Source organism: Bacteriovorax sp. As-1, assembly GCF_058446905.1.
Window position 1 is genome coordinate 1,610,995 of record NZ_CP184341.1, and the last position, 13,218, is coordinate 1,624,212.

Here is a 13,218-nt window from a genome sequence, read left to right on the forward strand (position 1 = left end):
CTGTGTTTTCAAATACACTCTTTTTAGTTTCTGCATTACTCACTATTGGTGGGGCAGTGGCAGTTGTTGTGAGTAAAAACCTGATGCACGCTTGTATCTACCTTCTTGCTTCATTATTTGGAGTGGCTGGTCTTTACGCTTGTATTGGAGCTGACTTCCTGGCGGCAACTCAGTTAGTTGTTTACGCTGGTGGGGTTATCATTCTAATGCTTTTCGCGATCATGCTTACAGGTGGTTCTGGAAACCGCGTAAACAAATATGGTCTTGAGAAAATCCCGGCAATGGGTAACCCAAAGACTTACTTCTTTGCTGGTTTCGCGGCCCTTGTTTCAGCGGCAGTCCTTATTAAGGTACTGGTTCCTGTTTTTAGAAACAGCGGGACTTTAGTTGCGACAGACAATGCTCCGACTGTTGAAAGAATTGGAACACTTTTAGCGACAGATCACATCTTAGCTTTTGAAATTTCATCGGTTCTACTACTGGGCGCTCTTATTGGTGCAGCAGTAATTTCTAGACCAAGGAAAGAAATCCATGATTAGTTTAGGCGCCTACTTAGGCATTTCATTCATTCTATTTCTTTGCGGCGTTATGGTTATGGTCGCAAGAAAAAATATTATCGCAATGTTATTAGGGATCGAGCTTATCCTTAACGCTTCGGCGCTTAACTTCGCGGCTTATACAAAATTCGCTAACGGCAATCTTGAAGGACATATTATGAGTCTTTTCATTATTGTTATCGCTGCTGCTGAAGCTGCGGTTGGATTAGGGATCGTTATCAGATTCTTCCAGTTAAGAGAAAGCATCCATATTGATGATGCAGCAACACTTCAGAACTAATATAAAGGTAAGGATATAGAGACTATGGATTACACAATCTCAACCGTTGCACCTATTGTACTACTACCGTTCTTTGCTTTCGTGATTAACGTTTTCCTGGCAAAACGCGTTCCGATCGCAGCAGTAGCACTAAGTACATTGGCAATTTTCGGTTCATTTATTTACGCTTTAAGAATCTTCTTAGATTTTCAAAACGTATATGCTGTTAACTACCACATCCACAAAGTTTTCACCTGGTTTGACTTAAGTGCCGGTGAACACCTGTTTAAAGTAAACATGGGTATCTATATAGATAACATGACAGCAACTATGCTTTTAATGGTTACGGCCGTTGCGACCCTGATCCATGTTTTCTCAACTTGGTACATGCACGATGATGCGCGCTTTGCCCGCTTCTTCGTTTATATGTCTCTCTTTACTTCAGCGATGCTTGGACTTGTTGTTTCAGACAACCTGCTTTCAGTATTCATCTTCTGGGAGTTAATGGGATTCTGTTCTTACTCTCTAATTGGTTTCTACTACGAGAAAGAAGGTGCCGGAAACGCTTCAATGAAAGCTTTCATGACTACAAGAGTTGGAGACGTTTTCTTCTTAATGGGTATCCTTATTATTTGGGTTATCGTTGGAAACACAACTTTCGTAGACCTTTACGCAGCTATTGGAGCTGGTAAATTCGGTGGAACTTTTGACGTATTTGGCCTGTCTCTTCCAATCGCTACAATTGGTGCTCTATGTATCTTCGCAGGTACAATGGGTAAATCAGCTCAGTTCCCAATCCACGTTTGGCTACCAGATGCGATGTTTGGACCGACTCCATGTTCGGCCCTAATCCACGCTGCAACAATGGTTGCCGCTGGGGTTTACCTTTCACTTAGAGTTTTCCCACTTATGGAAGTTGGACATATCACTATGTTCATCGCTTACATCGGTGCAATCACAGCTTTCGGAGCTGCTACAATCGCCCTGATCCAGACGGATCTAAAAGCGGTTCTTGCCTACTCAACAATTTCTCAGCTTGGTTACATGGTTATTGGTATCGGTGTTGGTTCATACAACGCTGCTTTCATGCACTTAATTACTCACGCTGTTTTCAAAGCGTGTCTATTCCTTTCAGCTGGTTCAGTTATCCACTCAATCCACTGCCAGGAAATGCCACAAATGGGTGGTCTTCGTAAGAAGCTTCCATACACATTCTTTGCAATGTTACTGTGCTGTTTTGCTATTGCCGGAGTTCCGTTCTTCTCAGGATTTGTTTCTAAAGATAGAATCCTTGGTGACGCTCTTGTAATGGCCCTTGATAACAAAGCCTATATCCCGGTAGCTCTACTTGGATTTGGTGGTGCTCTTCTAACAGCTTTCTACATGTTCAGAATGCTGTTTTTAACTTTCTTCGGAGAGCCACGCGATCACCACATTTACGATCATGCTCATGATGAACACATTGGATGGAACTCAAACGTTCCTCTATTGATCCTTTCTGTGTTCACACTTGGTCTATTCTACTCTGGCTCTTTCACAGGTCAGGGAGAAGTTAACGTTTTCGGATCAAAATACGAATGGTTCCAAACTTTAATTCATAAACCAGAAGTCGCTCACCTGGAGCACTTTGCTCACTATGAAAAAGAAGATTTCGGAACAACAGATACTCGTGACAAAGTTGAGCTTCCAAAAGCAGCTTACGATGCTAATCACGGAATGGATGAGCACAGAGCTCACCACGTTCACCTGGTTCACAAAATCGGTGCGGTTATGTCGATCATCATCGCTTTCGCGGGGATCTTCATCGCTTACTCAATGTACGTGAAGAAAACTCTTAACCCTGGATGGTGGGCAGAAACTTTTGCTGGATGGAGAAGAGCTCTTCAAGGCAAGTACTACTTCGACGACCTTTATATCGGAAAAATCATTCAAAAAGGACTGGTTCCATTCAATGCGCTTCTGGCGAAGTTTGACTGGGATTTCTACGATGCAATGGTTATCGATGGAACTGCGGTTCTTAACCGTTGGGCCTATAACATTTCTCGTTGGATCGACAACAATATCGTCGACAGCGGAATGGTTGATGGAACAGGGGCAAGTGTTCGTTTAATGAACGTTCTACTTCGCACACTTCAATCAGGGCGAGTGCAATTGTACTTTGTAGTCCTGGTTGTTGTATTAGCTAGCTACGTTTTAACATTAAGATTTTAGTTTTTTTTATATAGTAACTTTTCTCAGGGAGATAACCGGTGGCCGGTTCAAATTTATTAAGTTGGATTCTGTGGATGCCTATGTTGGGAGTTCTTGGTGTATTACTTATGCCAAAGGACAAAACTACTTGGATTAAGAGTTGGGCACTTATCAACACTGTAATTACGTTTGCTCTTACTTTAGTACTATACTGTAAGTTCGATCAGACTCAGGCAGGAATGCAAAATGCATTTAATATTGCGATCCCATGGATTTCGCAATTTAACATTTTCTACCGCCTTGGTGTAGATGGTATCTCACTGCCGATGGTTCTCCTTACTGGATTACTATTCATGCTTTGTATCCTTTCATCTTGGACGCAGATCAAGAAATCAATCAAAGCTTACTTCGCTCTACTTCTACTTCTTCAGTCGACAGTATTCGGGGTATTCTTCGCACTAGATTTCTTCCTGTTCTACGTTTACTGGGAAGTAATGCTAATTCCTATGTTCTTCCTTATCGGGGTATGGGGTGGAGAAAACAGAGAATACGCAGCTGTTAAATTCTTCCTTTATACATTCTTTGGATCGATCTTAATGCTTGTTGGTATCGTTGCTCTTTACTTTGCAACTAACCAATCAGTTGATTCATTCAATATCCTTGCTCTTTCAGGCGGGAAGTTCTCTCAACTTACAGTTACAATTTTCGGCCAGACATTATCGTTTGCTAAACTTTTCTTCATCTTCATGTTTGTTGGGTTTGCAATCAAAGTTCCGGTTTTCCCATTCCACACTTGGTTACCACACGCTCACGTACAGGCACCTACAGCGATCTCAGTTATCCTGGCCGGGGTTCTACTAAAGATGGGTACATACGGATTCCTAAGAATCGCGTTCCCAATTTTCCCAGAAGCAGCTAAATATTTCTCTACTGCAATCGCATGGCTTGGATTAATTAACGTTATCTACGGTGCTCTATGTGCGATGGCCCAGAACGATGTGAAGAAACTTATCGCTTACTCTTCAGTATCTCACATGGGATTCGTAATGCTTGGACTTGCAGCAATGACTGTTCAAGGTGTTAACGGTGCGGTTCTTCAAATGTTCAACCACGGTACATCAACAGCTATGATGTTCTTCATGATCGGTCTTCTATACGAAAGATCTCACCACAGATGGATTGTTAAGCCAGATGGATCACGTGGATACGGCGGACTTTACACTCAACTTCCAGTTTATTCGATCATCTTCATCATCGGTATGTTCGCATCTATGGGACTTCCAGGTCTTTCAGGGTTTATCTCTGAAGCCCTTATCTTCCTAGGAATTTACCAACGTTTCACAACGATCACGGTTCTTGCACTGTTTGGTCTTCTTATCGGTGCTGCTTACCTTCTATGGATGTTCAAGAGAATGTTCTTTGGAGAAGTTAACCCTGAAGTTAAAGAATACGAAGATATGACTAAGCTTGAAGTGTTTTACATGCTTCCACTTTGTGTTGCTGTAATCCTGTTTGGTATCTGGCCTTCGCCAATCCTGAACATTATGAAAGCTTCAGTAGGACAACTTGTTTCGTTACTAGCAACTTTCTAGTTAAAGATTAGATTAGGATAAAGAGATGCATTTAAATTATTTGGCAAATATCGGTCGTTATGTTCCAGAAGTTATTCTGGTGCTTTTAATGGTTGGCCTTATTATTCTTGAAACGACTTATAAGGAAGATGAAAAGAATAGAAGATATATCTTCATCACGAGCATGATCGGACTTGTGGCGACTTTCGCTGCACTTCTGGCAAACCTTGGTGGAAAAGCAGAAGCAATCTTTAGCAACGCAGTTGTAATTGATGACTTCTCTACTCTTCTAAAGATGGTGATGGTTCTTGGAACAATCGCAGCTATCTACCTTAGCCGTTTTTCAAGAGACATTTACGAAACTCTTAAAACAGAGTTTGCGATCATGGCAGTTGGTATCCTTATCGGGGGATTCCTTCTAGCTTCAGCAAACAACATGCTGACTCTTTATATCGGTATCGAAACACTTTCGATCCTTTCATACGTAATGGCCTCTTTCAAAAAGAACGACGAGAGATCAAGCGAAGCTGGTCTTAAGTACGCTCTTTATGGTGGGGTTTCAGCGGGTATCATGCTTTTTGGTCTGTCACATATCTTCGGTGTTCTTGGAACAATCCAGTTTGCTGGTGTTGCAAAAATGATCCCGACGTTAACGACAGCTCAACTTGCGATCATCATGCCTTCATTCGTTCTTTTCTTCGCAGGTATCGGATACAAGATTGCATCTGTTCCTTTCCATATGTGGTCACCAGATGTTTACGAAGGATCACCGACTCCGGTTACAACGTTCTTTGCCATCGTTCCAAAACTGGCAGGGATGGCAGTTCTAATCAGAATCTCGGCTACTTTCTTCACAGTGGATTCAACTCTTAAAATTGGATGGGTTGGATTAATGCTGGTGATTTCAGCACTTACTATGACTGTTGGTAACGTGACAGCTATCGGGCAAAAATCAGTTAAGAGAATGCTGGCCTATTCTTCAATTTCTCACGCTGGTGTAATGCTTGCGGGTCTGGTTGTTATTAATGACGTTGGTGTTCGTTCAGTAGTTTTCTACGGAATCACATACCTTTTCATGACTCTTGTTGCTTTCTACATCACAAGCATCGTTCAGGATAAATACGGCAACGACAACTTCGAGCGTTTCTCTGGCCTTGCTTTCAGATACCCATTCATGGCAGTGATGATGGCCGTAACTATGTTCTCACTAACTGGTCTTCCGCCATTAGCTGGGTTCGTAGCGAAGTACAACATCCTGGCTTCACTGGTTGCAACTAAGAACTACACACTGGCAATCATCCTGGGATTAAACTCAGTTGTGTCAGCTTACTACTATCTGAAGATCGTTCGTCTAATGACTCTTAAACCTCAGGAGTCTGATGAACAAATCGAAGGTTTCGGATTCTTAAACCAGATGATTATTGTTTCAATGACTCTGCCAATTTTCACACTAGGGATTTTCTGGGAAAGCATTATGTCTCTAGCTGGCAACGCAAAGTTATTCATTCAGTAATTAAAGAGTGGGATTAACTAATGGAATTTTTATCTTTTACAATTTTCTTAATCATCTGCACGGCCCTGGGGCTCGTGCTGATGTTTATTTCAAACTTCCTTGGCCAAAAAGCTAAACAAGTAAGAACCAACGACATTTACGAATCAGGGGTAAACCCGGTTGGAAGTGCTACAAGACAGTACGATATTAAGTTCTATCTTACGGCGATCATGTTCCTTCTTTTCGACGTGGAAATTGTGTTCCTTCTTCCATGGGCCTTGGCTTACAACAATGCAACTAATCTTGGTTTCATGGTTGCTGGGTTTATCTTCTTCATGGCCGTCTTACTAGTTGGATACATCTTTGTTATCAATTCAAAAGCGCTAGAGTGGGAAAAATAAGATGTTAGAAACGATTCTTGAAATATTAGTCAAAACTGTAATCATCCTGGGACTTCCTCTGGGTGCACTACCGCTTATTATTCACGTAGAAAGAAGAGGCGCGGCTTTCATCCAAAGAAGACTTGGACCTAACCGTGTTGGACCGTTCGGACTTCTTCAGCCACTTGCTGACGTTGCGAAGTTCATGTTCAAAGAAGAAGTTTATCCTTCTCACGTTCGTCCGTTCTTCTACCCGGCAGCTCCACTAGTTGCTCTGGTTGTAGCTCTACTTCCTCTTGCTTGTATTCCTGTTGCCGCTCCTTTTGAAGCTTTTGGGATTACAATCTTCCCTGAAGTTTTTAGAAGTGACATGGGGATCTTCTTTGCTTTTGCTGTTTCAGCTTTAGGATCTTACGGGATTCTTCTTGCTGGATGGGCATCAAATAACAAATACTCAATGCTTGGTGCACTTCGTGCCTGTGCTCAGATGGTTTCATACGAACTTTCACTTTCAGCAGCTCTTGTTGCGATGATTTTCGTTTACGGAACTAACGACATCCACGTGATGGTTGAAGCTCAAACTGGTTACTGGTTTGGATTCCTGCCAAAATGGGGTGTGTTCATGCAACCTCTTGCATGTCTTCTATTCCTTGTTGGTATCTTTGCTGAATCAAACCGTCTTCCATTCGACCTTGCAGAAGGTGAATCGGAGATCGTTGCTGGTTTCCACTTAGAATACTCTTCAATGAAATTTGCGATCTTCTTCATGGCTGAATATATCCATATGATCGCGCTTTCGATGATCTTCATTATTCTTTTCTTCGGTGGATACAGTCTACTTCCAGGTATGGATTTAATCCCGACTTCATCACCGTTTGTCCTTCCAATTCTTCAGATGGTTTCTTTAGTTATTAAAGTTGCTCTGATGATCTGGTTCTTCGTATGGGTTCGTTGGACATTCCCAAGATTCCGTTACGATCAATTAATGCACTTAGGATGGGAGCGTTTATTACCATTAGGGCTTGTTAACCTTATTGTAACTGTTCTCTTTGTATATTTTAGGAATCAATAATTATGGCAACTGATATTCTACTGACCATCGTTACGATGGTGTTTGCTCTTTTAGTAGTTTTTTCAAAAAGAACGGTTGTGGCCGCTCTTTCACTCCTGATGACATTAGTTTGTATCGGGATGATCTACTTCCAGTTAGGAACTGTGTTTCTTGCAGCTATCCAGGTTCTGGTTAACGCTGGTGCGATCGCGATCCTTTTCGTATTCGTTATGATGTTAATTAACCTTGAGCAATTCCAAAACAACCGCGAAAGAGGAAAAGTGAAGCTGATTGCAGCTGGTGTCACTGTCTTGGTTATCCTTGGAGTGTTCGCACTTATCGTAAACAACAATATTGAGGTTCTAACGACAGTTAACCTTGCTGATAATTCAATGAAGTCACTGTTTGATAAACTTTTCTCAGTTTATTACCTGCCGTTTGAAATGGCGACAGTTCTTCTTTTAGCCGCTCTGGTTGCGTGTGTAGTGATCACTGGTCACGACAAAGCTGTTAAGCACGAGCAGGAGGAAGCAAATGAGTAGTATTTATTATTACCTGGCCGGGTTTTTATTCACTCTTGGCCTTTTAGGTACAATCTTTAAAAAAGACCTGATCTCTATCCTTCTGTGTCTTGAACTAATGATGGGAGCTGTTGGTCTTTTAACTATTCTATTCTCGCGTTCGACTGGATTACTAGAATCTCAAATCCTGGTTTTCTTCATGATCATCGTGTCGGCGTGTGAAGTTGCGATCGGATTAAGCTTAATCATCGCGCTTTATAGAAAGAAACAAACAATTTATACAGACGATATTAAAATCATAACCGAGTAAGAGTTCTTATGTACGAAAACTATCTGGCGCTGATTCCTTTCTTCCCTTTACTGGCATTCTTACTTAACTCTGCTTTGATTAGAAATAAGTTAAATAATGTCCAGGCCGGTATCATTACTTTCCTATCACTGTTTATTTCGTTCATCTTAGTTGTCATGACTTCGCTTCATGTCCTAAAGAACGGACCGGTGACGGTTCACCTTTGGCAGTGGATGCAATATGGAGATATCAAATTTGATATCGCATTCGTCATGGACGAACTTGCTGTTATCCTGAGCTTAATGGTTACAGGGATCGGTAGTGCGATTGCTTTCTTCTCGATTGGTTATATGGACCACGAGGAAAAAGTTGGAAAGTTCTTTGCGTTTTTTGCACTGTTTGCTTTCTCAATGCTTCTTCTTGTTCACGGAGAGAACTTCCTTGTTCTTTTCATGGGATGGGAAGGTGTAGGTCTATCTTCTTATCTTCTAATCGGTTTCTGGTATGAACATACTAAAAACGGTAACGCTGCTAAAAAAGCTTTCCTTGCTAACCGCGTGGGAGACTTTGGTTTAGTTCTAGGGATGATCGGGTTTGCACTTGTGTTCAACACTCTATCTTTCAAAGATCTTCAGCACCCAGATATGGCCATCATCCTGGCCAACAAAGAAATCCTAATCGCTTCAAGTTTGCTTCTGGTTCTTGGTGCTTGTGGTAAGTCTGCTCAGATCCCTCTTTTCATCTGGCTTCCAGATGCGATGATGGGTCCAACTCCAGTATCTGCCCTAATGCACGCGGCGACGATGGTTACGGCCGGTATCTTTATGCTTTGCCGTGTTTCAAACGTTATTGTTCACTTCCCGGTTGTTTTAGATGTAATCGCATGGATTGGAGCTCTAACAGCTCTACTTGCTTCACTGATTGCAATCACTCAAACAGATATTAAGAAGATCCTTGCTTACTCAACTGTTTCTCAGCTTGGGTACATGATCTTAGCCTGTGGTGTTGGTGCATTCTCAACGGGAATGTTTCATGTTTTCACACACGCATTCTTTAAAGCTCTTTTATTCCTTTGTGCTGCTTCTGTTATTTACGGATGTCACCACGAGCAAAACATCTTTAAGATGGGTGGACTTAAAAAGAAAATGCCGATCACTTTCTGGACGTTCACTGTTGGATTCCTTGCTATCGCAGGTATCCCAGGTTTCTCTGGATTCTTCTCTAAAGATGAAATCCTAGCAATGGCCCTAACTAACCCTGGAAACGGTGTTTGGTTATACTCTGTTGCACTAATCACAGCACTTCTAACTGCATTCTATATGATGAGAATGTTAGTTCTTGTCTTCATCGTTGAACCAGCTAAACATGACGATCACCATGATCACCACGCTCACGCTAAACACGATGACCATGGACATGACGATCACGGACACCATGAAATCCATGAGTCTCCAAGTGTAATGACTATTCCACTTATCATCCTTGCAATCTGTTCATTCGCAGCTGGATATGTTGGTCTTCCACACGCCCTAAGCCATGAACACGCTCGTCTGTTCCAGGAATTTCTGGAAAGATTCGTAGCTAAAACAGAAGGACACGCCCACCTTTCAGCTCAAACTGAATTTATTATGATGGGTGTAACAACTGTTTTAATCCTATGTTCAATGGGTCTGGCTTATTACATCTACGTGAAAAACGATCACAACAAGATGAGAGACAGCCTGAAAGCTAAGTTCCTTACTCTTTGGACAATCAGCTCAACGAAATTCAAAGTTGATGAGTTCTATGAACTAGCGATCATCAAGCCTCTTTACCAAATCGGGCACTTCCTGGTTGATGTAATTGAAGCTCACGTGATCAATGGAATTGTAAAACTAGTGACAAAAGCAACAACTGAAGGTGGACATCTTTTAGATGACAACAAACCAGAAAAACTGGAAATGGGAATTCTATACATCGTTATCGGATTAGCAGTTGTTCTTACAGTAATTTTTAACGCATTTATTTTTAGATAAAAGTTGGATTTAAAATGGATCAATTATTTCTTATTAAATTTTTAATTCCTCTCATTTGGGCGATCGGTTTCATGTTCGCGCCTAAAAACAATGAGAAGTCTGTAAAACTTCTGGCCTTGATCGGCTCACTTGTAACTCTTGCTTACTCAGTTAAGATGTTCATCGATCTTCCGGACTCAGGTGTTCTTACAACTCTATTCAAGTTTGATATGCCACTGTTCTTTAACATGTCATATACGTTTGCAATGGACGGGTTAAGTGGACTACTGCTTCTTCTGAATGCTTTCCTTTTACTGATTGTTGTTATTACAACTTGGGACATCAAAACAGATAAGCTTCGTCTTTACTACTTCCTTCTGTTCCTTCTAACTTGGGCAGTTAACGGATCACTTCTTTCAACATCATTATATGGCTTCTACATTTTCTGGGAAGTTATGTTAATTCCACTATTCATCTTAGTAGGAGTTTTTGGTGGAGAGAATCGTCGTTACGCTTCTTTCAAGTTCTTCATGATGACAGCTGCAGGATCTATCCTAATGCTAGCTTCAATGTGTTACATGTCAGCTCTTGCTTATAAGTTCAACGGTTCATACGACCTGAACTACGAAATCATTAAGTCACTTGGACTGAAGTACGATGGTTTCCTATCCCCTCAGTCACTAATCTTCTGGTCGTTTTCGATTGCATTCTTCCTGAAGGTTCCAGTATTCCCATTCCACTCATGGTTACCTGATGCCCACGTTGAAGCTCCGACAGCTGGTTCAATTATCCTTGCCGGTATACTTCTAAAACTTGGTATCTATGGTTTCCTTCGTTTCGTAATTCCTTTATTCCCGGAAGCAGTAGATGCTAACCGTGACATCGTTCTTTACTTAGGGGCGATCGGGGTTATCTACGGAGCGCTGACGGCTTGGGTACAAAAAGATATTAAGAAGCTGGTTGCTTTCTCTTCTATCTCGCACATGGGTTACATTATTATGGGTGTTTTCTCACAAAACCCATTCGCAGTTAAAGGAGCTATTTTCCAGATGATCGCTCACGGTATCTCGACACCGGGCCTCTTCATCGGAGTTCACTACCTTTATACAAGAACGCACACTAAAAAAATGGACATGTACGGAGGGATTGCTTCTGTCATGCCAAAGTTTGCCATTTTATTCTTCATCATCACGGCAGGTTCAATGGCCGTTCCAATGACTTGTGGATTCGTAGGTGAATTCATGGTGATCATGGGAACTTACCAGGTGAACAAAGTGGTAGCGGTTTTAGCTGCAACAGGGATTATGTTGTCGCCAATCTATCTTCTAAAGATGTACCACCTGACAGCTCTTGGTGAAATGAAGCACGAAGAAAACAAGTCGCTTAAAGATATCTCTCTTCTTGAAGCAACTCCACTACTAGTGCTTTCGATCCTGACAATCGTTTTTGGTTTATACCCACAAGCGATCATGTCACTTTTTGACGGGACAATTAATTTCTTTGTAAATAAAGGTTTATAAGATGGAAAACTTAACATTCGTTCAAAACGTTTTAATCTTCCTTGCTCTCAATGCGGTAGCTCTTCTGTGTTTGAATGTTAAAAACAACGGAAAATATATTTCATTCGGGGCGACGCTGATTTCGGCGATCACTTTCTTCGCGATGCTTTTTAGCTCAAGCTCTTTTACTCTGAGCGAGCTTTTTAGCCTTGAAGGAAACAAGATTCTGCTTCTAAAGATCGTTTCAGTTCTAAACGTTCTGATGATCCTGATCAACGGTTACCACTCACTAGAAAAAGTTAAAAACTCAGTTCTAATGAGCTTCATGTTCCTTGGAGGGGTTTTCCTTCTAGGTGCAAACGACCTGATGACTTTTTACGTGGCCCTAGAGACGATTGCTCTTGTTGGTTACGCTCTGGTTGCAACTTCTGATTTAGAAAACTCTCGAGAAGCTGCAGTAAAGTATCTTATCCAAGGTGCGGTTGTTTCAGTTATCTTCTTATTAGGTGTCGCTTTCTACTTAGGTGCAACAAACGGTCTGAGCCTTGTTGGTGTGACTGTTGTGAACCAGGAATTCTACGCAATCGCTATCGGGATCTTCATCCTGACAGCATGTTTTAAACTTGGTGCTTTCCCGTTCCACGCTTGGATTGCTGATGTTTACTCAAACGTAACACTTGGTAACCTTGCAACGAACTTTTTTATCTCAAAAATCATTATCGGATTTAAGTTCATTACAATGCTTCAAATCCTTCTTCTTGATAGCGAGCCAGGATTCAACGATTACCTAGTTCGTATTGTTCAGGTGATCGCGGTTGCTTCTGCTTTCTACGGAAACATCATCGCTGTAGTTCAAGGCCAGTTTAAAAGAATTATCGCTTATTCATCAGTAGCTCATACGGGTTACATGTTAATGATGATTTGTTTAAACCCAGATGAAGCTCTGGAAATCCAACTAATCAGCTACCTTGTTATTTACTCTCTAACAGCAACTGGAGTGATCCTAATACTGAACCAATTTGCTGGATTAAATAAGAACAGAGATGGCCGCGAGATCCTGAAATCAGGTTTCTACCGCAATAAAGCCCTAGCAATCATGTTGGTTGTTTTTGTTCTGAGCCTTGGGGGGATCCCGCTGACTTCAGGTTTTGCCATGAAGTACATGTTATTTACTAACTATTTCAGAGAAGGCTTCACTCTTGAGGCAACTTCTATCTTCATTAGCTCGATTGTCGGTCTTGCCTACTACATCCGCTTCGTAAGTGATCTGTTCACTGAAGATGAGGAAAAGAAAGGTCTGCCTGCAATAAAAACCAGATTCAGCGAATCGCTGGTTCATGTTATCATTTTAGTGTCTATCTTCACGATCGGAATTGCTCCGTCACTCTTTTTAGGGTTGAAGTAGACAGGATGTA

At 41.5% G+C, this 13,218-nt stretch carries 12 protein-coding genes; all 12 read left to right on the forward strand.

Annotated elements, in window-relative coordinates; translation table 11 throughout:
- Nucleotides 1-2: 2 nt before the first annotated feature.
- Genes ACN20O_RS08215 through ACN20O_RS08270 form a run of 12 tightly spaced genes read left to right on the forward strand, consistent with a single transcriptional unit; the run spans nucleotide 3 to nucleotide 13,208 of the window.
- Nucleotides 3-539: an NADH-quinone oxidoreductase subunit J family protein gene (locus ACN20O_RS08215; RefSeq protein WP_491638906.1), complete on the forward strand. Its 537-nt coding sequence runs from the start codon at nucleotides 3-5 to the stop codon at nucleotides 537-539.
- On the forward strand, nucleotides 532-837 hold the full coding sequence (gene nuoK / locus ACN20O_RS08220; protein ID WP_102241833.1) for an NADH-quinone oxidoreductase subunit NuoK: 306 nt from the start codon (nucleotides 532-534) through the stop codon (nucleotides 835-837). The genes ACN20O_RS08215 and nuoK (ACN20O_RS08220) overlap by 8 nt, the downstream gene beginning before the upstream one ends.
- Nucleotides 838-861: 24 nt before the next feature.
- On the forward strand, nucleotides 862-3,027 hold the full coding sequence (nuoL, locus tag ACN20O_RS08225) for an NADH-quinone oxidoreductase subunit L (protein ID WP_491638909.1): 2,166 nt from the start codon (nucleotides 862-864) through the stop codon (nucleotides 3,025-3,027).
- 38 nt (nucleotides 3,028-3,065) lie between these two features.
- The gene (locus tag ACN20O_RS08230; RefSeq protein ID WP_102241835.1) at nucleotides 3,066-4,598 is read left to right on the forward strand and encodes a complex I subunit 4 family protein; all 1,533 of its coding nucleotides are present in this window, start codon (nucleotides 3,066-3,068) and stop codon (nucleotides 4,596-4,598) included.
- Nucleotides 4,599-4,623: 25 nt separating this feature from the next.
- On the forward strand, nucleotides 4,624-6,090 hold the full coding sequence (locus ACN20O_RS08235; protein ID WP_491638911.1) for an NADH-quinone oxidoreductase subunit N: 1,467 nt from the start codon (nucleotides 4,624-4,626) through the stop codon (nucleotides 6,088-6,090).
- A 20-nt stretch (nucleotides 6,091-6,110) separates the two neighbouring features.
- Complete coding sequence (locus ACN20O_RS08240; protein WP_491638913.1) at nucleotides 6,111-6,470, forward strand: NADH-quinone oxidoreductase subunit A; 360 nt, start codon at nucleotides 6,111-6,113, stop codon at nucleotides 6,468-6,470.
- Between the two features lies 1 nt (nucleotide 6,471).
- Complete coding sequence (gene nuoH, locus ACN20O_RS08245) at nucleotides 6,472-7,521, forward strand: NADH-quinone oxidoreductase subunit NuoH (RefSeq protein ID WP_491638915.1); 1,050 nt, start codon at nucleotides 6,472-6,474, stop codon at nucleotides 7,519-7,521.
- A gap of 2 nt (nucleotides 7,522-7,523) precedes the next feature.
- Nucleotides 7,524-8,042, forward strand: coding sequence for an NADH-quinone oxidoreductase subunit J family protein (locus ACN20O_RS08250; protein WP_491638916.1), 519 nt, complete (start codon nucleotides 7,524-7,526; stop codon nucleotides 8,040-8,042).
- The gene (nuoK, locus tag ACN20O_RS08255; protein WP_102241840.1) at nucleotides 8,035-8,331 is read left to right on the forward strand and encodes an NADH-quinone oxidoreductase subunit NuoK; all 297 of its coding nucleotides are present in this window, start codon (nucleotides 8,035-8,037) and stop codon (nucleotides 8,329-8,331) included. Before ACN20O_RS08250 ends, nuoK (ACN20O_RS08255) begins: the two co-directional genes overlap by 8 nt.
- Before the next feature lie 8 nt (nucleotides 8,332-8,339).
- Nucleotides 8,340-10,325, forward strand: a complete 1,986-nt coding sequence (gene nuoL / locus ACN20O_RS08260; RefSeq protein ID WP_491638918.1) for an NADH-quinone oxidoreductase subunit L — start codon at nucleotides 8,340-8,342, stop codon at nucleotides 10,323-10,325.
- Nucleotides 10,326-10,339: 14 nt separating this feature from the next.
- A complete protein-coding gene (locus tag ACN20O_RS08265) occupies nucleotides 10,340-11,824 on the forward strand; it encodes a complex I subunit 4 family protein (protein WP_491638920.1) in 1,485 nt (494 codons plus the stop codon).
- Nucleotide 11,825: 1 nt separating this feature from the next.
- Nucleotides 11,826-13,208: an NADH-quinone oxidoreductase subunit N gene (locus ACN20O_RS08270; RefSeq protein ID WP_491638922.1), complete on the forward strand. Its 1,383-nt coding sequence runs from the start codon at nucleotides 11,826-11,828 to the stop codon at nucleotides 13,206-13,208.
- The last annotated feature ends 10 nt before the right edge of the window (nucleotides 13,209-13,218 follow it).